General features: G+C 68.5%; 21 protein-coding genes and 2 tRNA genes. 9 read left to right on the forward strand and 14 right to left on the reverse strand.

Going from position 1 to position 18,610, the window contains the following annotated elements; genetic code table 11:
• Nucleotides 1-45 precede the first annotated feature (45 nt).
• The 3 genes from IG75_RS0127750 to IG75_RS0127760 form a co-directional block, all read right to left on the reverse strand.
• Nucleotides 46-894: a hypothetical protein gene (locus IG75_RS0127750; protein WP_030524289.1), complete on the reverse strand. Its 849-nt coding sequence runs from the start codon at nt 892-894 to the stop codon at nt 46-48.
• A gap of 109 nt (nt 895-1,003) precedes the next feature.
• Nucleotides 1,004-1,540 (reverse strand): VOC family protein, encoded by a 537-nt coding sequence (locus tag IG75_RS0127755; RefSeq protein ID WP_051714967.1) that lies wholly within the window; start codon nt 1,538-1,540, stop codon nt 1,004-1,006.
• Nucleotides 1,541-1,606: 66 nt separating this feature from the next.
• Nucleotides 1,607-2,218: a TetR/AcrR family transcriptional regulator gene (locus tag IG75_RS0127760; RefSeq protein ID WP_036515345.1), complete on the reverse strand. Its 612-nt coding sequence runs from the start codon at nt 2,216-2,218 to the stop codon at nt 1,607-1,609.
• Nucleotides 2,219-2,392: 174 nt separating this feature from the next.
• On the opposite strand from IG75_RS0127760, the gene IG75_RS0127765 reads away from it, so the two are divergent.
• Nucleotides 2,393-3,199, forward strand: a complete 807-nt coding sequence (locus IG75_RS0127765) for a ferredoxin reductase (protein ID WP_051714968.1) — start codon at nt 2,393-2,395, stop codon at nt 3,197-3,199.
• A gap of 32 nt (nt 3,200-3,231) precedes the next feature.
• On the opposite strand, the gene IG75_RS0127770 is transcribed toward IG75_RS0127765, so the two are convergent.
• The 3 genes from IG75_RS0127770 to IG75_RS0127780 all read right to left on the reverse strand — a co-directional run bounded on the left by IG75_RS0127770 (nt 3,232) and on the right by IG75_RS0127780 (nt 4,422).
• A tRNA-Ser gene (locus tag IG75_RS0127770) sits at nt 3,232-3,319 on the reverse strand.
• Nucleotides 3,320-3,419: 100 nt separating this feature from the next.
• Nucleotides 3,420-3,854, reverse strand: coding sequence for a nucleoside deaminase (locus IG75_RS0127775; RefSeq protein WP_030524293.1), 435 nt, complete (start codon nt 3,852-3,854; stop codon nt 3,420-3,422).
• Between the two features lie 28 nt (nt 3,855-3,882).
• A complete protein-coding gene (locus IG75_RS0127780; protein WP_030524294.1) occupies nt 3,883-4,422 on the reverse strand; it encodes a tRNA adenosine deaminase-associated protein in 540 nt (179 codons plus the stop codon).
• A gap of 58 nt (nt 4,423-4,480) precedes the next feature.
• On the opposite strand from IG75_RS0127780, the gene IG75_RS0127785 reads away from it, so the two are divergent.
• Complete coding sequence (locus IG75_RS0127785; protein ID WP_030524295.1) at nt 4,481-5,449, forward strand: prephenate dehydrogenase; 969 nt, start codon at nt 4,481-4,483, stop codon at nt 5,447-5,449.
• Between the two features lie 7 nt (nt 5,450-5,456).
• Here the strand turns inward: IG75_RS0127785 and IG75_RS0127790 are convergent, their stop codons facing one another.
• Nucleotides 5,457-6,071 (reverse strand): putative glycolipid-binding domain-containing protein, encoded by a 615-nt coding sequence (locus IG75_RS0127790; RefSeq protein ID WP_281181614.1) that lies wholly within the window; start codon nt 6,069-6,071, stop codon nt 5,457-5,459.
• Nucleotides 6,072-6,331: 260 nt separating this feature from the next.
• On the opposite strand from IG75_RS0127790, the gene IG75_RS36660 reads away from it, so the two are divergent.
• The gene (locus tag IG75_RS36660) at nt 6,332-7,333 is read left to right on the forward strand and encodes a zeta toxin family protein (RefSeq protein ID WP_036515347.1); all 1,002 of its coding nucleotides are present in this window, start codon (nt 6,332-6,334) and stop codon (nt 7,331-7,333) included.
• 54 nt (nt 7,334-7,387) lie between these two features.
• On the opposite strand, the gene IG75_RS0127800 is transcribed toward IG75_RS36660, so the two are convergent.
• The 6 genes from IG75_RS0127800 to IG75_RS0127825 all read right to left on the reverse strand — a co-directional run bounded on the left by IG75_RS0127800 (nt 7,388) and on the right by IG75_RS0127825 (nt 11,075).
• A complete protein-coding gene (locus tag IG75_RS0127800) occupies nt 7,388-7,987 on the reverse strand; it encodes a hypothetical protein (protein ID WP_156059194.1) in 600 nt (199 codons plus the stop codon).
• Entirely contained in the window at nt 7,984-8,409 is a 426-nt protein-coding gene (locus tag IG75_RS37560) for a hypothetical protein (RefSeq protein ID WP_156059196.1), read from the reverse strand. The genes IG75_RS0127800 and IG75_RS37560 overlap by 4 nt, the downstream gene beginning before the upstream one ends.
• An 85-nt stretch (nt 8,410-8,494) precedes the next feature.
• Nucleotides 8,495-9,223: a hypothetical protein gene (locus tag IG75_RS0127810; protein ID WP_162183811.1), complete on the reverse strand. Its 729-nt coding sequence runs from the start codon at nt 9,221-9,223 to the stop codon at nt 8,495-8,497.
• Complete coding sequence (locus tag IG75_RS0127815; protein WP_030524300.1) at nt 9,220-9,546, reverse strand: type VII secretion target; 327 nt, start codon at nt 9,544-9,546, stop codon at nt 9,220-9,222. The genes IG75_RS0127810 and IG75_RS0127815 overlap by 4 nt, the downstream gene beginning before the upstream one ends.
• A 189-nt stretch (nt 9,547-9,735) precedes the next feature.
• Nucleotides 9,736-9,823: transfer RNA gene (locus IG75_RS0127820), tRNA-Ser, on the reverse strand.
• A gap of 76 nt (nt 9,824-9,899) precedes the next feature.
• Nucleotides 9,900-11,075 (reverse strand): alpha-hydroxy-acid oxidizing protein, encoded by a 1,176-nt coding sequence (locus IG75_RS0127825; RefSeq protein WP_030524301.1) that lies wholly within the window; start codon nt 11,073-11,075, stop codon nt 9,900-9,902.
• A 71-nt stretch (nt 11,076-11,146) separates the two neighbouring features.
• On the opposite strand from IG75_RS0127825, the gene IG75_RS0127830 reads away from it, so the two are divergent.
• Nucleotides 11,147-12,148 (forward strand): NAD(P)H-quinone oxidoreductase, encoded by a 1,002-nt coding sequence (locus IG75_RS0127830; protein ID WP_030524302.1) that lies wholly within the window; start codon nt 11,147-11,149, stop codon nt 12,146-12,148.
• 86 nt (nt 12,149-12,234) lie between these two features.
• Here the strand turns inward: IG75_RS0127830 and IG75_RS0127835 are convergent, their stop codons facing one another.
• Nucleotides 12,235-13,437, reverse strand: coding sequence for a cysteine desulfurase-like protein (locus IG75_RS0127835; RefSeq protein WP_030524303.1), 1,203 nt, complete (start codon nt 13,435-13,437; stop codon nt 12,235-12,237).
• Between the two features lie 114 nt (nt 13,438-13,551).
• Here IG75_RS0127835 and IG75_RS0127840 point away from each other — a divergent pair, with 114 nt between their 5' ends.
• The 5 genes from IG75_RS0127840 to IG75_RS40435 all read left to right on the forward strand — a co-directional run bounded on the left by IG75_RS0127840 (nt 13,552) and on the right by IG75_RS40435 (nt 18,436).
• The gene (locus IG75_RS0127840; RefSeq protein ID WP_030526031.1) at nt 13,552-14,142 is read left to right on the forward strand and encodes a bacterial proteasome activator family protein; all 591 of its coding nucleotides are present in this window, start codon (nt 13,552-13,554) and stop codon (nt 14,140-14,142) included.
• A gap of 219 nt (nt 14,143-14,361) precedes the next feature.
• Nucleotides 14,362-15,216: a galactan export ABC transporter permease subunit Wzm/RfbD gene (gene wzm, locus IG75_RS0127845; RefSeq protein WP_036515452.1), complete on the forward strand. Its 855-nt coding sequence runs from the start codon at nt 14,362-14,364 to the stop codon at nt 15,214-15,216.
• Nucleotides 15,217-15,229: 13 nt separating this feature from the next.
• Complete coding sequence (wzt, locus tag IG75_RS0127850; protein WP_030524306.1) at nt 15,230-16,102, forward strand: galactan export ABC transporter ATP-binding subunit Wzt/RfbE; 873 nt, start codon at nt 15,230-15,232, stop codon at nt 16,100-16,102.
• Between the two features lie 476 nt (nt 16,103-16,578).
• Nucleotides 16,579-17,490, forward strand: a complete 912-nt coding sequence (gene glfT1, locus IG75_RS0127855; RefSeq protein WP_051715048.1) for a galactofuranosyltransferase GlfT1 — start codon at nt 16,579-16,581, stop codon at nt 17,488-17,490.
• Nucleotides 17,491-17,743: 253 nt separating this feature from the next.
• Complete coding sequence (locus IG75_RS40435; protein ID WP_030524308.1) at nt 17,744-18,436, forward strand: hypothetical protein; 693 nt, start codon at nt 17,744-17,746, stop codon at nt 18,434-18,436.
• Nucleotides 18,437-18,610 lie beyond the last annotated feature (174 nt).

The following is an 18,610-nucleotide window of genomic DNA, read 5'->3' on the forward strand; positions in this document are numbered from 1 at the left end:
AGGCGCCGACCACGGCGCCTTCCCGCCTTCCGGGTAACGCTGGTATCAGGCCCGGCGCCGGTTTCCGTTCCGTACCCACCCCTGGGCGATATCGCCGAGATTCCACCAGCGGACGTGCCGCTCGTCCACCGATTCCAGCGACCACCCGGCCGCGAGGCGATCGAAGAACGCGTCGTCGCCGGTCTTGCCACCCCGGGGTTCGCCCACGTAGATCAGGCGCCGGCCGCCGCGGGACTCGAAGAGTTCGAGTGCGGCCGACGCCATACGATCGCCCCACCCCGGGGGCCAGCACAGGAACAGGACCGATTCCGCGTCCAACCCGGCCGCAAACCCCTCGGCCGCGCCGACCGGAAACCACACCGCCGGATGCCCGGCGCTGCCGGGGAAGGACACGTTCACCGTGGTATCCGGGGGCGCGGAGTCGAACGCCGTCATCGCGACTCCCCGGTCGGCGAGCAGTTTCGCCCAGTAGCCGCGCCCCGCCCCCAGCTCGACCAGCGGGCGTCCCGCGCCGAAGGCCACGATCCAGTCGAGCGTCTCCGGTGCCGGGATCGCGTAGGCGTAGGCGGCCTGCAGGATCGTCTGAGCGAAACCCAGCCGCACGCTCCCCCGCGGGTTGCCGCCGTGGACGACCCGCCGGTCGCCGTCTGCACCGACGGCCGGGCCGACGATATCCCAGTACGGATTGCCCGATTCGGTTTCGCCGCCGGTCATGTAGTGCACGAGCCGCAGGTCGAAGGCCGCGTCGGCGTGCGGGTCGCCGGTCCCGTCCAGCAGTGGGGCGGTGGTCAGGTATTCGGCGACCTTCGGGTATTCGGTCCGTAACCGGGCCTCGTCGTCGAGCAACGCGGCCAATTCGGTTCGGCGTTGGGGCGTCAGGACGAGACCGGTCATACCTTCGATTCTCCAGGGCGCCGCGGGTTGCCCGGTGATTTCCACGGTCCGCGCCGGAACCGTGACAGTGTCGCTACGAGCACCGGCCGGAACCCGCGGTCGCGGGGTACTACGGCGCCGAGCCCGTCGGCGCGGACAATTCCCGCATGGCCCGGCAGATGGTCGCGTGGATCTCGGACTCTTCCGTCGCCGCGTCCGGGTCCCAGGTCGGCTCCGGTGCGTTCTCGATCGCGGGCCCGAACAGCCACCACACATTGCGCCACGGATCGATGAAGCGGGCGAGGGAGGAAGCACCGTAGAAAGGCGTGGTCTCGGTGATGATCCGCGCGCCCCGCGCCGCGGCCCGGCGCAGTATCTCGTCGCAGTCGGCCACATTGACCTGAAGCAGGGCGGGCGTGAACACCCAGTCCGGTTTGGAGTCCACCACCATCAGGCAGGAATCGCCGATCCGCACCTCCGCGTGGATGAGCAGGCCGTCGGTATCGACGGCGTGCGCCTCCGGAGTCTCCGTTGCGCCGAACACCGCGCCCAGGAAATCGATGAAGGCCCGGGCGCCACCGGGCCCCTTGACCGCGGCGAATGCATTGAGGCTGCCGTAACCGTTGCCGAGCTCGGACACGGGACTGATCAGTGGTGGAGTGGTCATGGCGCGAGCATGGCATCCGTTGCGGTCAGTTGCTGTCCTCTGCACCGCCGCCCGGCGGCGCGGTCCTCACTGTCCGGAGGCCACGATGGGAACTACGTAGGCGCGGGCGAATTCGTCGAGTTGCTCGTCGGATTCCAAGGGCACCAGGCCCGACGGGCAGAGGATGAACGAGTGCACCAGCCGGCACGCCACTTCCGCACGGGTCAGCAGATCGGCGGGTTCGGTGAACAGCCCGGCGTCGGCGGCGCGGCACAGGGCGGTATGGGCGGCCGCCACCGACATGGCGAAGACCGGTCCGCCCTCCACGGTCAGTTTTTCCAGAATGCGTTCGGGCTCGACGGTCAGCATGCGCTTGACCAGCGGATGATCCCGCCACCGTGTGACTACTGTCACGAATATATCGGCGACCAGATCGGCCAGGGTGGTGTGCCGGGTGGAGATGGCATCGACCTCGATGAGGACCGCGGCTACCTCTCGGCTCACGACCGCCTGCACCACATCGTCGCGGGAACCGACACGGCGATATATGGTGACGCGGTCGACACCGGCCTGCCTGGCGATGTCTTCGATGGTCGTCTTCTTGACGCCGAACTCGCTGAATCTGATCAACGCCGCGTCCAGAATGCGAGCCTCGATACCGTCCTGCAGTCCGGGTGACGATGTATACGCGGCGGACATGCAGTTAACGCTAGCAAGTACCGCGTGAGCGCAAACACCTATCGGGCACTCGCAATATTGCAACATTGCTATTAATTATGTTGCGATGTAGATTCGCCGAATGGTGCAGACCAGCCGAGCAGTCGCTTGTTTCACCCTGGTGCGTCGTACATCCCGACTATCGGGAGCCAACTGATGGGCACCCAGGTACCGGCGCGCGGTTTCCAGATGATCGGCACGGCCGTGGACGTCTGCCGATCGATATTCGTCGCCCACCGGCCCGCCTCGTTGCTGCCGCACTCGAAGGTGCTTTGGCACAGTGGATTCAATCGCAGACTCGTGGTCGCCGCGATCCGGCGCAAGGCCGTCGATGTGGTGACGGTGATCCTGGTGGATCCCGACGGCGATCCGTTACCCGCCTGGTTACCGGGCGCCCACCTGGAACTGTCCCTACCGTCCGGGCGCCGCCGCCAGTACTCGCTGTGCGGCGATCCCCGCGACCGGTCCGCCTACCGCATCGCCGTCCGGCTCATGCCGCACGGCAACGGCGGCTCGATCGAAATCCATGAAAGCCTCCGCAGCGGTGACGCACTGCGGGTCCACGGCCCCCGGCACACCTTCCCGTTCATCGACGCGGAGGAGTACCTGTTCGTCGCCGGCGGCATGGGGATCACCCCCATCCTCCCCATGGCCCAGGCGGCCGGCCGGCGCGGCAACCTCGTCTACATCGGGCGCAGCCGGGAGTCGATGCCCTTCCTCGACCGGGTCTCCGGCGCGGTAATCCGGCCGGACGACGAGTTCGGGCCTCCGGATATGGAGGAGATCCTCGCCCGCGCGAACCCGCATGCGGCCGTGTATGTCTGCGGGCCCACTCCCATGCAGGAAGCCGCCGCGCGCGCCCTGCCGCGGGTGAACCCCACCTGCACACTGCATCTCGAACGCTGCTCTGCGACGCGGGCAGCCCCGGCGTCCGAAGCGGTGCCCGCCCGGCCCTTCCATTGAAAAAGCCCCTCACCACAGGTAAGGGGCTGAAGCGGTGGCGGAGGGATTTGAACCCTCGGAGGGGGGTTACCCCTCACACGCTTTCGAGGCGTGCTCCTTAGGCCGCTCGGACACGCCACCGCCCGCAACAATACCGGAACAGCCTCGTATCCCTAAATCGGGTGCCCGACCTGCGAACTTTCGCGGCGCCCACCCGCACGGGACCCTATCCGAAGAAGCTTCAGCGCTGGGTCCGGAAGAAGTCGTCGAGAATCGCCGCGCATTCGGGCTCCAGGATCCCGCCGCGCACCTGGGGACGATGGTTGAGGCGCCGGTCCCGGACCACATCCCACAGCGAACCGACCGCCCCTGTCTTCGGCTCCCACGCCCCGAACAGCAGCCGATCCACCCGGGCCGCCACCAGCGCGCCGGCACACATGGTGCACGGCTCCAGGGTCACCGCGAGAGTGGTGCCGGTGAGCCGCCAGCCGTCGCCGTGGACCGCGGCCGCGCGGCGCAGGGCCAGCACCTCGGCATGCGCGGTGGGGTCGCCGGAGGCCTCCCGCGCATTGGTGGCACGGGCCAGCTCCCGGCCCTGATCGTCGAACACCACCGCGCCCACGGGAACGTCCCGCGGGTCGGCGGTGGCGGCGACGGCGAGGGCCGTACGCACCATCTCGATATCGGCGAGCGGAACGCTCACCTCAGCGGGGCAGTTTGTCGAGCACCGCGGAGAACTCCGACGCGAAGCCCAGCCGCTGGGCGATCATCGTGAGCTGTTCGTCGGGATAGAGATCGGTCTCGGCGAGGATCACACTGAGCACCGGTTCGGGCAGGCCCAGATCGGCCAGGATGCCGAGGTCGCCCTCCTCCCACGGTTCGACATCGTCGAGTTCGTCGGGGTCGATATCGGGGATCTCGATATGGAGTTCCTCCAGGACATCGGCGGCGATGTCGTAGTCGATCGCCGCGGTCGCGTCCGACACCAGCAGCCGGGTGCCGCTCGGGGCGGGCCGGACCACGATGAAGAATTCGTCGTCGATATCCAGGAGCCCGAAAACCGCGCCGGAGGAACGCAGCGCCTTCAGCTCGTTCTCCGCGGCCGACAGTGTGGTGAGCGCGGCCGAGGTCAGCGGAGTGCACCGCCACGTACCGTCTTCCCGGACAACGGCCACCGCGAACCCTTCCACGTCGTCGTAATCATCCGACGCCGCCTTGTTCGTGCCCGCGCGCTGTGCTGCCATGGGCGCAACGGTAGTCGGCCCGGGGCCGTTAGATGAAGTCGTATGCGAATCTGTTCCGGTGACTGCTGACGACCATACGGCGCTCTGTGTTCTCGGAACGGGTTTGATCGGCGGCTCGCTGCTGCGTGCGGCGACCGCGGCCGGTCGGACGTGCTGGGGATACAACCGCTCGGCGCCGGGCGTGGCGGCGGCCCGGACCTCGGGTTTCGATGTCGGCGACGATCTCGCCGCGGTATTGCGCCGGGCCGCCGAGGCCGATGCCCTGATCGTGGTGGCGGTGCCGATGCCGGCGGTGAACACAATGCTCGACGCGATCGCCGAATACGCGCCGGGGTGCGCGCTGACCGATGTGGTGAGTGTGAAGGCCCCTGTCGCGGCGGCGGTGCGGCGGTACGGACTCGAAGCCCGCTACGTCGGCGGGCACCCGATGGCGGGCACCGCCGAATCGGGCTGGCAGGCAACCGATGCGGAACTGTTCCGCGGCGCGGCGTGGGCGGTCGGGGTGGACCCGGGCACCGACGCGGACGTCTGGACGCGTGTCACGCGGCTGGCCCTGGACTGCGGTGCGGTGGCCGTCCCCGTGACCGCCTCCGAACACGATCGCGCCGTGGCCCGGATCTCCCATCTACCGCATGTGTTGGCCGAGGCGCTGGCGGTGGCCGGGGCCCGCGGCGGAGACCTCGCGCTCGGATTGGCGGCGGGGTCGTTCCGGGACGGCACGCGGGTCGCGGGCACCGCACCCGATCTGGTGCGGGCGATCTGCGAACCCAACTCCGAGGCCCTGCTGGCGGTACTGGACGAGACGCTGACCGCGCTGAGTGAGGCGCGGGAGTCCCTGAGCGCGCAGACCTCCCTCGCCGATCTGACCGCGGCCGGTCACGCCGCCCGGCAGCGCTACGAAACGGCCGAACGCTGGGAGATCACCGGAGTCTTCCCGGGCACGGCGGGTTGGCTGGAGAAACTGCAGGAAGCGGGCCGGGCGGGCGGGGTCGTCACCCACCTCGCGGCGGCTCCGGCCGGCGATTGACCCGTCCTCAGACCCGCTCGGCCAGACCCGGGTAGTCCAAGACGAAACCGTCGGGATCGACGGTGAGGGTCGCGCTGGACACCGGCGAAAGAACGCTGATCCCGTCTCCCGCGCTGCTGTAGGTGAGATCGGCCTCCTGCACCGTCAGCTCCGGCAACCGGACATAGACCACCGGGACCTGCACATCCTCCATGGCGTGCTGCAGGTCGAACCGGCGGATGGGCAGGGTGTTGAAGAACGGGCTGAGCACCACATCCGCGTCCAGGGCGCCGCCGAACATGGACCGGATATGGGTGCCGGTGGCGTCGACGAGCCAGTAGTTCTCCTCGTCGCGGGCCAGGGACGCGTGCCGCTCCCCGGCGGCGGTGGTGCTGCTCATCGATAGCCGCCTGGTCGCCCCGTTCTCATCGGTGACCAGGTCATAGGAGGCGCTGAACGCGGTGTGCTCGCCGCAGCCGCTGCCGATGATGCGGCCGCTGGCGCGGATCCGGTTGCCGTTGAGCGTTACGCGAACCGATTCCATCCGCGAGCCGTCGTGCGCACGCCAGGTGAGAACCGCGGGCCACCGCCCGGCGGCCGGCGGCGCCGCCGGTCCGGGGGTTACGTCGCTCGATTGCGTCACGTGTCCACCGTACGCAACACCGGCGCCCACAGCGCTCATACGGGCCGTGTTCCGCGCCGGCGGCTCCGGCCTACCCCATATGACGCCAGGTAGTGACCGGGTACGCGGGACCCGCACCCGGCAGCTCTCCCGGCGAATGCGTGGACAGCCGCTCCGGCACGTCACCGGGCCGACGGCCGGATGCCACCGTGCAATGCCCACCGGCGAGAATCCGAGAGAATCACATCCTGTGGGTTGATGTGGAGTGCTTGCGATCCCCGGTGACGACGGTCGCGGCGCGGGGAGTCCGACGGATCGGCAACGCGATCTACACCGCGAGCGGTGAACTGAGCCGATCCGGACACGAATTCGCGGATCAACTGCGCAAGGGCGCCCTTCGCTTCGCGTTGTCCGATCACGATATGCGCCGGATCTTCGAGACGAGAATCGTTCCCGAACAGCTGGATATCCCGGGTCGGGCCACGGCCGCGGTGGGGCGGCCCCGGCTGGTCGTCGCGCTCGCCCAGCCGGGTGCCGGAAAGTCCACGGCCATAAGGGCCATCGTCGCGTCCTTCCGCGATCGCGGTGGCGCGGTCCCGCTGATCGCCGACAACTACATGCGGTACCACCCGATGTTCGCCGAACTCCGTGCGCTCGACGATTTCACGGCCGGTGATCACCTCTACCCGACGGCGGAACGATGGCTCGATATGGCTATCGACCATGTGATCGCGGGCCGCCGGAACGCCGTCCTCGAGGAGGGTGCGGGCAACCCGACACGGGCGGCGGGGGTCATCGATCGCTTCCAGATGCACAAGTACCACTCGGCCGTCGATGCCGTGGCGGTCTCGCGCGGGGAGAGCGGGGCGTCGGTGCTCACCCGCTTCCTCGGCGAGCGCCTGCGCGACGGCACCGGCCGGTACGTGCCCGACCGTGCGCAGGACATCTGCTTCGACGGCTCGGCCGAGCTGTTACGCCTGCTCGAATCGCCGCACCCACCGGTGGCCGTCGACGAGATCCGGGTGCGATCCCGCTTCGGCCTGCTGTACGAGAACCATCGGGTGGCGACGGGCGAATGGTCCGAGCCGCCGGAAGGCGGCCGGGTTCTGGCGGCGGAGCGGGGCCGCCCACGCACACCGGCCGAGGAATACGCCTACTCCGCGAAGACGCAGAAGTTCCTGGAGACGCTCACGCAGGCGTACGCCGGGCAGCCGGGACGGGCCGCGGACTGGCACCGGCTGTGGAACGAGATGAAACTGGTGGACGAGGCGATCCGGACCTGAGCCCGGACGCATCGAGTACCGGCCACCACGCTGCGGAGAACACGGCACACCACTTCATCGGTCCCGGGACTCCGCTCGAAGCCGATCGACCGCGGTGGCGAAGTCCGGATGGGCCGACACGATCAATTGCTCGGTCGAATCGGTCAACCAGACATCCGCGAAGTAGTCGGACCGCATCCACGCGACCAAGCCGACAGCCACCGCGATGGGGAAGCATCCGGGGACTGCCGTGAAACCCAGCGACACATAGAGCTGCGCCACCTCGAAGAGGATCGCAGCCACCAGTGCCCCGAGCGTCAGCACGACGGCCGACAGCGCCAGCAGAGCCCGGCGCCGGAAACGCCGGACCTCGTACAGGCAGTACTCACAAGCCGGACATTCGAATCGCAGGCGAGCCTGGACCCCGTAGTTTTCCTGAGGCTTCCAAGGCGGCCGGATCGACCTGAGGAAAACCCGCATGGTCGGTATCTCCGATCCCGCCTGCCCCATGGAATTCACTACGAAAGGACGACTCTCGATGGCTGGCAGGCCGTGTTCACTACACACATCAGGTAGGGACTCGGCAAGTTTCAGTTCGAGCGGTGCAGTCGACAATATCGGGACACGGTCCGGGTCCGGCTCCGTATCGAAGAGCACTTTCTGCCGGCCGGTCACTGCATCCAGCCGTTCTTCCAGCGATCACGGAAGTAGAGGTCGTCCTCATCGGGTTCGTCGGGGGTGACGACCTGGTCACGGTAAGATTTGCGCCCGCCCGGCGGCGCGGCGCCGACCGGAGGTGAGGGCGGTTGCGGCGTTACCCGTGGCGGCGGGGCCGAAGGCGCCGGATCGGCCGGCGGTGCCGGGGCCGACCATGCCGACGGCTGATCGCGGAGACGATCGAGTTGCGCTTGTCCCTGTTCCGCGAGCCGCTGCCGCTCCTCCTCCGGCATCTCGGCGAACTCCTGCATGGCCGCAGGTATGGTCTGATCGAGGACCACGTTGAAAGCGTCGCTGTGCATCAGTTCCCGGGCGCTGGCTCGGCCATCGAGAATGGCCCGAATCTGGCTCTTCAATCGCTGATCCGCCGTGCCGTCCATGATCACCTGGAGTGCCTGGGAGAGCTGACGCGACACCGCGATATCTCCCCGCGCGAGGTCGTGTATCGGCTCGGGTGAACTCATGTCAGGCCCCCGGGTGGTCGTAGGACTTTTGCGGCAACGTGGGCAGATCGGCGGACTGGATCGCGCCTATGCCCGCATAGACGAGCCCGGCTATCCCCTCCAAGCCGATATAGACCGAGGTCAACTCGGAGACCAGCATATTGAATGCGGCAATGGCCCGCAGGGTGGTCAAGGTCGCAGCCGCGGCCAGTGCCGCAGTGGCGACAATGCCAACGCCCGATACCGCGGACATTTTCAGCGCAGCCAGTTGGATCAGAGCGATGGCGCCGATATCCAGCAGGGTCTGCACACCGTCGCCGATCGTCTTCGCGCCGTAATACGCCGCGTTCGCGAAGTTCTTGATCTCATCTGCGATCGTGTTCAGGGATTCGACTTGCGCGGCGACCGCCGCAGCCAACTCCGCGAAGTACGTTTGCGCGTTCACTGCCGCATTGCCGTCCCACGTCGGGTCGACGGCCTTGGCCGCGTTCTCGATCTCGGCGGAGAAACTCGCGTTGTAGGCCGCGAGATTCTCGACCGCCCGGCCCGCTTTCTGGAGAGCCTCCCAATCACCGGAAATCTTCTGTGCCAACCACTCCACCGGATCAACACCCACGACATTCTTGAGCCACGTGCATGCCCAGTAGGTGGGTGAAATCTCGTTGGAGGTCACGATGAGCTCGAAATTATCGTTCATCGGGTCTTCGAGCGCGGGCTCGGCCAATTTCTCGACAGGTGCGCCGGCCATCACTTACCGGCCTCGTACGTGCGGTCCAATGCCGCGGCATTCGCGCGGTCCGTGGTCCGGTACATCTGCGCCACCGCGGCCAGTTCGGTCGCCGCAGCGGCGGACAGCGTCCCCAGCGTCTCGTAGTTCGGCTTGAGCTTGTCGTAGGCCTCACTGATGGCGCCGAGCCCGAGGCGGATCAGTCCACCGTCACCCCACACCGTGTTGTCGACCACCAACCACTTGTCTATGTAGGCGGTGGCGCTCGCGTTCTCGTCCGCCAGCTTCTGCAAGCTCGCGGAGAATTTGTCTATTTCGCCCGGATCGACATCGAGTTCTTCCGGCATTGGACCCCTCCCTCCAGCGGCGCTCCCACACCGCACTATGCAATCGGAAAACCATTGCACAGCCCGGCCAGGGGGACAACCGCTCGGTCAGCGGCCTCGCCGCTCAGTCCTGGGGGCCGCCCCGGCCGAGCAAACCGTTGCGACGGCGGACCGGACCCGCACGCCGGTGATAGATCAATGTGCCGATTCTGGCGGAGACGGAGGGATTTGAACCCCCGGTCGCTCTCACGACTCTCGCTTTCAAGGCGAGTGCATTCGGCCGCTCTGCCACGTCTCCAGGGCCTCGATGGTAACCGATGTGACCGGGAGCGACCCAAAGCCGACCACCGGTCACCCAGTGGCCGGCCGCGCGGTCACCGGGGTACGGCGAGCAGGTCGCGGGTGATGCCGGTGAGGTCGGCGCAACCGGAAAGTCCCATGGCGGAATCGAAATCGGCGAGCAGCAGACGCAGTGCGTGACGCACGCCCACACTGCCGGCGATACCGAGGGCATACGCCCAGGGCCGGCCGTAACCCACCGCCTTGGCGCCGAGGGCGAGGGCGACCAGCACATCCGAGCCGGAGCGGATACCGGAGTCGAACAGCACATCGGCCCGGTCCCCGACCGCGCCGACCACCGCGCCGAGCGCGTCCAGCGCGGCGATCGAATTATCGATCTGCCGGCCGCCGTGATTGCTCACCCACACCGCGTCCGCGCCGGCGTCGACCAACAGCCGGGCATCGTCGGGATGCAGCACACCCTTGACCGCGATCGGCAGATCGGTCCATTCCCGCAGCTTGGCCAGGTCGGCGGGGCGTAGCGCGTGGTTACCGAACAGGCCGACCCAGGTGAGGATCGCCATCCGCAGCGCGTCCTCGCTCTCCTCCGGCGGCGCGGACAGCTTCGCCCGGAAGACCGGGTCGGACAGATAGTTGGCGATACCTTTGCCCAGCAGGAAGGGCAGATGTCCCAGTTCGAGATCCCGCGGCCGCCAGCCCAGCGAGGGCGTGTCCACGGTGACCACGATCGCCTTCGCGCCGGCCCGTTGCGCACGCTCCACGAACGAGCGCGCCAGCTCGTCGTCGGCGGGCCAGTACAGCTGATACCACCAGTCGCCCGCGACCTCACCCACCTCCTCGATGGTCGCGGAGGACGCGGTGGACAGGACCGTACCGACGCCCAGCTCCTTCGCGGCCTGGGCCACCACCACCTCGCCCTTCTCGTGCAGCAGTTCCAGCACCCCGACCGGCGAGGTCAGCACCGGGGCGGCGAGCTTGGTGCCGAGTACCTCGACCGCGGTGTCGCGCGCGCCCGGCCCGCTGGTCCCGCAGAGCATGCGCGGCACGATCCGGTACCGATCGAACGCGGAGGTGTTGGCCACGGCCGTGCGTTCGGTGGAGGCGCTACCGGCCACGTAGGCGTAGGCGCGTGCGTCGAGCAACTCCCGGGCCCGGTCCGCGAAACCGTCCGCGGTCATCGGCAGTTCCGGGACCGTCCCGCCCATTCCCTGGAGGTAGATCTCGTTCTGGAAGTCGATGAAGCTGCTCACGGCGCTCACGGTAGCCGTGTCCGGCCAGTCGCGGGCACCCTCTCGGCAATTTCTGATGCAGTATGGGTCCCGTGCGTGCGATCAACTTGAACGGATTCGGCGGCCCCGAGGTGATGGAGTGGTCCGATGCCCCGGACCCGGTACCCGGGCACGGCGAGGTACTGATCGACGTGGTGGCGGCCGGGGTCAACCGGGCCGACCTCCTGCAGCGGCGCGGCCTGTACGCGCCCCCACCGGGCACCACCGCCGTGCCCGGACTCGAATGCTCGGGGGTGATCGCGGCCGTCGGCGAGGGTGTCCGGGACTGGTCGGCCGGCGACCGGGTGTGCGCGCTGCTGTCCGGCGGCGGGTACGCCGAGAAAGTGGTGGTCCCGGCCGGCCAGGTACTACCGGTACCGGACGGCCTGGATCTGGCGGCGGCCGCGGCGCTGCCCGAGGTCGCGGCGACGGTCTGGTCGAATCTGGTGCTGACCGCCGGCCTGCACTCCGGGCAGTTGCTGCTGATCCACGGCGGTGGCAGCGGTATCGGCACCCACGCCATCCAGGTGGCGGACCGGCTGGGCGCCCGAGTCGCGGTGACGGCCGGATCGGCCGCGAAATTGGCGCGCTGCGCGGAACTGGGCGCGAGCGTGCTCATCAACTATCGAGAACACGATTTCGTCGATCTGATCCGGGCCGAGCAGGGATTGGGCGGACCGGGCGCGGACATCATCCTCGACAACATGGGCGCCGCCTACCTCGGGCGCAATGTGGCCGCGCTGGCCCTGGACGGGCAGATTCTGGTGATCGGTATGCAGGGCGGGGTGAACGCCGAGCTGAACCTGGGCGAACTCATGGCCAGACGCGGGACGGTGCGCGCGATCAAACTGCGCGACCGCCCGGCCACCGGCCGCGGCAGCAAGGCCGACATCATCGCCGAGGTACGGGCCCACGTGTGGCCGCTGCTGGAGACGGGCGCGGTCGTGCCGGTGATCCACGCCGAGGTCCCGGTGGCCGAGGCGGCCAGGGCGCACGAACTGCTCGACGAACACGACACGTTCGGCAAGGTGATCCTGCGGATCGGCAACGACTGATCGAGTCGGCCGGGCCGACGGACGCGCGCAGCCCGACCCCGGAAGACCTGCGCGCGTGCCCGAGAGAAGCGAGCGTGGCCGGCCGGTCAGCCGAGCGCGGCCAGGGCCCGGCCGAACTGATCGATCTCCCGGCGAGTCGTGTACGGCGCGAGACCTATGGTCACCGCGCCGCCCTCGTCGTTCACACCCAATGCGTCCAGTAACCGGCTGCCGCCGTGTGAGCCCGCCAGCACAGTGATGCGCTTGTCCGCCAGTTCGGCGGCGATCTTCTCCGCCTGCATACCGTCGATGGTGAAACTGACCGTCGGGATCCGGGTGGAGGCCCGGCCGATCACGGTGAGTCCGCCGATCTTCTCCAGGGTGCTCATCAGATGGTCGAACAGCTGGTCGTGGTAGTCCTGCAGCGAGGTGATCGACATTTCCAGCCGTTCCCGGCGGGTGCCGCGGGCCCGTTCGTCCAGGCCGGCCAGATAGTCGATCGAGGTGGTGAGACCGGCCAGCAGCGCGTACTGGTGCCCGCCGACCTCGAGCCGCTCGGGGCCCTTGGCGTAGGGGTTCAACGCCATGGACGGAATCCGGTCCAGGAATGCCGGGTCCCGGAAGACGAGCGCGCCCACCTGCGGACCGCCCCAGCTCGGTGCGCTCAACGCGACCACATCGGCGTTCAGGTCCTCGATATCGAGCAGCGCGTACGGCGCGGCGCCGACCGCGTCCGCGACCAGCAGGCCACCGACCTCGTGCACTCGTTCGGCCGCGACCCGCACCGAGGGCGCCGAGCCCACGATCGGTGAAGCGGCCGTGAGCGCGACCAACCGGGCGGTGGGCCCGATGAGCTCCTCGAACTGCCAGGCCGGCATCTCGCAGGTCTCGATCTCCACCTCGGCCCAGCGCACATGGGCGCCGTAGCGGTTGGCGATCCGCAGCCACGGCGCCACGTTCGCCTCGTCGTCCAGCCGGGACAGCACGATCCCGGTGCCCAGGCCCAGCCGGGAACTCAGGGACTCGGCGAGCCAGGCCAGCAGGACGGCGCGGTCCGGTCCCAGCACGACCCCGCTGGGGTCCGCGCCGACCAGGTCCGCGACGGCCACCCGGGCGTCGTGCAGCATATCGGCGCTGCGTTTCGCGGCACCGTGACGGCCGAGGTGGGAGAACGACGACGAGCGGAAACCGATGGACACCGCGCGCGAGACAGAATCCGGAACAAGCATGCCCGCCTGCGGAGCCAGGTTGATCCAGCCGTCGGCCAGGGAGGGGATCAGTCCCCGGACCCGCGCGACGTCGTAAGTCATGCAGGTCACTTTAAGGCAGGGCCCATATTCCGGTAACCCTGGTCCGGGGTCTGCAACCCGCGCCACCACCACCGGCTTTAGCGCGTTCGGCGCGAACACGACATGATGGGGACCATGACGCAATCGGATGACGCATCGGATCCCGTTGTCGTGATCGGTCCCGAGGGCCGTCCGCTGGTGCTGCCCGCGGGCGCCGCGGCGAGCGCGTCCTACCCCGGCCGGGAGGCGCCCGAGCAGGAGGGCGCCGAGCGCGACACCTCCGAATCGCTGGCCGATATGGTCGAGCAACCGGCCAAGGTCATGCGGATCGGCACCATGATCAAACAGCTGCTCGAGGAGGTACGGGCGGCTCCGCTCGACGACGCCAGCCGGACCCGGCTGGCCGAGATCCACAAATCCTCCATCCGCGAGCTGGAGCAGGGCCTGGCGCCGGAACTGCGCGAGGAACTGGAACGGCTCGCCCTGCCGTTCAGCGAGGACGCCGTCCCCTCGGACGCGGAACTCCGTATCGCCCAGGCGCAGCTGGTGGGCTGGCTGGAAGGTCTGTTCCACGGCATCCAGACGGCGCTGTTCGCCCAGCAGATGGCCGCGCGGGCGCAACTCGAGCAGATGCGCCAGGGGGCCCTGCCTCCGGGTATCCATACCGCCGAGGGTCGCGGCGCGCAGCCGGGCCAGTCAATCGGAGGCACCGGGCAATACCTCTGAACGCGGTGGTATATAACCGGCCGGTACCGCGACCCGCCGACCGAGGTAGTGTCGTGCACCGTGCCTGCAGCTTCCGCTCGCTCCGACCTGGTAAACCCTGACAATCCGGAGAGCACCGACGAAAGCCCGGTGCGACCCGACCACGACCCCGCCGCAGATGAGAAGCCCGTGAGTTCCGAGCAGACCCCGGTCGCCGGCGCCGATACCGCCGTCTCCGATATCACCGAGGTGACCGCCGCGGACCCCATCGAGTCGGATTCGCAGTCCTGGTCGCGGGCCTGGCGCGATATCCGCGACGGGTTCCGGCAGCGCGAACTATGGCTCTCGCTGGGCTGGCAGGACATCAAACAGCGCTACCGGCGGTCGGTGCTGGGTCCGTTCTGGATCACCATCGCCACCGGCGTGCAGGCCACCGCCATCGGGATCCTGTACGCCGCGCTGCTCGGTCAGCCACTGACCGAGTATCTGCCCTATGTGGCGGTCGGCCTGATCGTGTGGAACGTCATCAACGCCTCGATCCTCGAGGGCGCGGAGGTGTTCGTCGCCAACGAGGGCTTGATCAAACAGCTGCCGTCCGCGCTGAGCGTGCACGTGTACCGGCTGGTGTGGCGGCAGATGCTGTTCTTCGCGCACAACGCGGCAATCTACTTCGTGGTGCTGGCCCTTTTCGGTGTCTGGCGCGATCTGCACTGGACCGTGGTCTTCGCGATACCGGCGCTGGTGCTGCTGTTCCTCAACGCGATGTGGGTTTCGGTGCTGTTCGGTATCTTCAGCACCCGCTACCGCGATATCGCGCCGATCCTGGGCAGTATGACGCTGATGCTGTTCGTGCTGACCCCGGTGATGTGGAACACCAAGAGCCTGCACGAGCAGGGCGGTCAGGTCGCGGAACGGGCCCGGCTGGCCGAAGTGGTGCCCACCTACCACTATCTGGAGATCGTGCGCGCACCGCTGCTCGGCGACGACCAGAAGCTCTACCACTGGGCGATCGTCGGCGCCATCACCGTGGTGGGCTGGATCGCCGCCGCGATCGCCCTGAAGAAGTACCGTTCGCGCGTGCCCTACTGGGTTTAGGAGTCAGGCGATCATGAGTGATCACGTGAGTATCGAAACCCGCAACGCGTGGGTGGAGTTCCCGATCTTCGACGCGAAATCCCGGTCGCTGAAAAAAGCGTTCCTGGGTAAGGCGGGCGGTTCGATCGGCCGCAATCAATCCGATGTCGTGGTGGTCGAGGCACTGCGCGATATCAACCTGTCGCTGAAAGAGGGCGACCGTGTGGGCCTGGTCGGCCACAACGGCGCGGGCAAGTCCACGCTGCTGCGGCTGCTGTCCGGGATCTACGAGCCTTCGCGCGGTAGCGCGCGGATCCGCGGCCGGGTCGCGCCGGTGTTCGATCTGGGCGTCGGGATGGACCCGGAGATCTCCGGCTACGAGAACATCATCATCCGCGGCCTGTTCCTGGGGCAGACCCGCAAGCAGATGATGGCCAAGATCGACGAGATCGCCGATTTCACCGAACTCGGCGAATATCTGTCCATGCCGCTGCGCACCTATTCGACCGGTATGCGGGTGCGCCTGGCGATGGGCGTGGTGACTTCCATCGACCCGGAGATCCTGCTGCTCGACGAGGGGATCGGCGCGGTCGACGCGGAGTTCATGAAGAAGGCGCGGATCCGGTTGCAGGAGTTGGTCGCCCGTTCGGGCATCCTGGTCTTCGCCAGCCATTCCAACGAGTTCCTGGCCCAGCTCTGCGATACCGCACTGTGGATCGATCACGGCCAGGTCCGATTGCACGGCGGGATCGAAGAGGTCGTGCGGGCCTACGAGGGCCCGGACGCGGGTAATCATGTGGCGGCGGTCCTGCGGGAGATCGAGGCCGAGAAGTCCGATCGTGCCGACGACGAACCAGCACCGCAGTCGGCCGACGGTGAACGAGAACTGGAGAACAACACAGCATGAGCGAGTCCCGCCCGGAGGCGGAAGCGACGCGTGACCCCGTAGAGCCCTCGCCGGTGCCCGAAGAGAGGGCGAGCGAGCCGGGCTCCGGGGCGGAAGCGGCGCGTGACCACGCAGAGCCCTCGCCGGTACCCGAAGAGAGCGCGAGGGAGCCGGGCTCCGGGGCGGAAGCGGCGCGTGACCACGCAGAGCCCGAGGACAGCACGAGCGAGCCCGGCTCCCTCCAGGCGGAAGCAAAGCGTGAGCCGGTAGCGACCGGCGGACACGGCAGCAGCGAGTCGGCGCCGGAGGCGACAGACGAGCGCGACGACGTAGCCCCCGCGCCGGCATCCGACGAGTACACAGGCGAGCCGGTATCGGAAGCGCAGGAGAAGCGCGATCACGCGGAGGCCGCGCCCGTCGCCGGTGGGCGCGGCACCGACGGCGCCCGGCGTTCGGCTCCGGGTCCCGCGCGGGAGCACGACCCGGCCGCCGCGGTGCTGCCGGAGGTCGAGTACGGACCGGACGCCAAGATCGTGGCCGTAGTGGTCACGCACAAGCGCCGCGATCTGCTCGCCGAATCGCTGAAAGCGGTCGCCACGCAATCACGCGCCGTCGACCACCTGATCGTGATCGACAACGGCAACGAAGCCGAAGTGGCCGAACTGGTGGCGGATCAGCCCATCGAGACCACCTATCTGGGCTCGGCGCACAATCTGGGCGGAGCGGGCGGTTTCGCGCTGGGCATGCTGCACGCGCTGAGCCTGGGCGCCGACTGGGTCTGGCTGGCCGACGACGACGGCCGGCCCGAGGGCCCCGAGGTCCTGGCGACCCTGTTCGACTGCGCGCGACGCCACGAACTGGTGGAGGTCTCGCCGGTCGTGTGCGATATCGACGAACCGGACCGGCTGGCGTTTCCGCTGCGCCGCGGCGTGGTGTGGCGGCGGTTGCGGTCCGAACTGGGCGGGGAGGACTTCCTGCCCGGCATCGCTTCGCTGTTCAACGGCGCCCTGATCTCCGCGCAGGCGGTGGATGTGATCGGCGTACCGGATCTGCGGCTGTTCGTGCGCGGCGACGAGGTCGAGGTACACCGGCGGCTGGTCCGCTCCGGATTACCCTTCGGAACCTGCCTGCAAACCGCGTACCTGCACCCCAACGGCGCGGCCGAGTTCAAGCCGATTCTCGGTGGCCGGATGCACACCCAGTACCCGGACGATCCGGTGAAGCGGTACTTCACCTACCGCAACCGGGGCTATCTCATGTCCCAGCCGGGTATGCGAAAACTGCTGCCCCAGGAATGGATTCGGTTCTCCTGGTTCTTCCTGGTGACCCGCCGCGACCCGGCGGGGTTGCGCGAGTGGTTCCATCTGCGCAGCCTCGGCCGCAACGAGCAGTTCCAGAAACCGGACTAGGCGTACCTCCGCCTTCGCTCCGGCCGTGCGCGCACTGCGTACCTGCGCCTTCGCTCCGGCCGTGCGCGCACTGCGTACCTCCGCCTTCGCTCCGGCCGTGCGTGGACTGTGGACGGGCCACACCGGCAGCGCCCACCGGTCCACGGGCACCCGTAGACGCCCCACCGGACAACCAGGGTTGACGGCCGATGCGAGAGTTTCCTCCACGCCGGGTAAGTTCGGCTGGCAATCTGCATGATTCGGGAGGAGATCGATGAGTTACCCCGGCGGTCAGCCGCCACAGGGCCAGCCCGCACCCGGCCAGTTCCCGCCGCCGCAACAACAGTTCGCGCCGCCGGCACCGAACCAGGGTGGGCAGCCACAGTATCCAGGGGGGCCACAGGGCGGGCCGCAGCCGTGGGGTGCCCCGCCGCCCGGACAGCCGCCGCAGGGCTATGGTCAGCCTCCCGCCCAGCCGCAGTACGCCGGCGGCCCGTACGCGCAGCCGCCCGGGCAGCCCCCGGCCCAGTTCGGTCCGGGCGGGCAGCCCGGGCCCTACGGCCAGCCGCCCCAGGCGGCGCCCAACGACCCGCCGGGGATCACGGTGGACTGCTCCTACACCCCGATGGCGTTCCTGCTCGCGATCACCAAACCCAAGATCACGGTGAACGGGCAGCGGGTGCCGAACACCCGGTGGGGCGCCAACCATATTCCGGTCGGCGCCGGCCAGTACCACGTGCGGGTCGCCACGCCGTGGCTGTTCGATATGGGTCCCGCCGATGTCGCGGTGCCCGTGCAGCCCGGGCAGGCGGTCCGGTACTACTACCGGACACCGGCGCTCATCTTCCTCAACGGAGCGATCGGGCCGGTTCCGCAAAAGACCCCCGGCATGGTGGTCATGTATGTGATCTGGGCGTTCGTCGCCCTGATCTTCCTACTGAACATCCTGATGATCGCCACGATGTGAGCGATGTCCGCATGCGGCGAGCCCCCTGGGCCCCGCCGCATGCGGACCCGGCCGGCCCATGATCCCGGCCGCCTCCGCGGTCCGGCGGCGGCCGCGCGCCCGGCTCCGGTGTCCGGTCGGCCCTCTGCCCGACACCCGCGCATCCGATCGCGCGGTCCCTGGGCAAGCACGGAC

Origin of the sequence: Nocardia rhamnosiphila NBRC 108938 (assembly GCF_000720425.1) — a bacterium.
Lineage (GTDB): Bacteria > Actinomycetota > Actinomycetes > Mycobacteriales > Mycobacteriaceae > Nocardia > Nocardia rhamnosiphila.

Coding starts and splice junctions, on each gene's coding strand:
- IG75_RS0127750 (WP_030524289.1), bottom strand. CDS start 894: ATGACCGGTCTCGTCCTGACGCCCCAACGCCGAACCGAATTGGCCGCG.
- IG75_RS0127755 (WP_051714967.1), bottom strand. CDS start 1,540: ATGACCACTCCACCACTGATCAGTCCCGTGTCCGAGCTCGGCAACGGT.
- IG75_RS0127760 (WP_036515345.1), bottom strand. CDS start 2,218: ATGTCCGCCGCGTATACATCGTCACCCGGACTGCAGGACGGTATCGAG.
- IG75_RS0127765 (WP_051714968.1), top strand. CDS start 2,393: ATGGGCACCCAGGTACCGGCGCGCGGTTTCCAGATGATCGGCACGGCC.
- IG75_RS0127775 (WP_030524293.1), bottom strand. CDS start 3,854: ATGGTGCGTACGGCCCTCGCCGTCGCCGCCACCGCCGACCCGCGGGAC.
- IG75_RS0127780 (WP_030524294.1), bottom strand. CDS start 4,422: ATGGCAGCACAGCGCGCGGGCACGAACAAGGCGGCGTCGGATGATTAC.
- IG75_RS37560 (WP_156059196.1), bottom strand. CDS start 8,409: ATGGACGGCACGGCGGATCAGCGATTGAAGAGCCAGATTCGGGCCATT.
- IG75_RS0127815 (WP_030524300.1), bottom strand. CDS start 9,546: ATGCCGGAAGAACTCGATGTCGATCCGGGCGAAATAGACAAATTCTCC.
- IG75_RS0127835 (WP_030524303.1), bottom strand. CDS start 13,437: ATGACTTACGACGTCGCGCGGGTCCGGGGACTGATCCCCTCCCTGGCC.
- IG75_RS0127840 (WP_030526031.1), top strand. CDS start 13,552: ATGACGCAATCGGATGACGCATCGGATCCCGTTGTCGTGATCGGTCCC.
- wzt (WP_030524306.1), top strand. CDS start 15,230: ATGAGTGATCACGTGAGTATCGAAACCCGCAACGCGTGGGTGGAGTTC.
- IG75_RS40435 (WP_030524308.1), top strand. CDS start 17,744: ATGAGTTACCCCGGCGGTCAGCCGCCACAGGGCCAGCCCGCACCCGGC.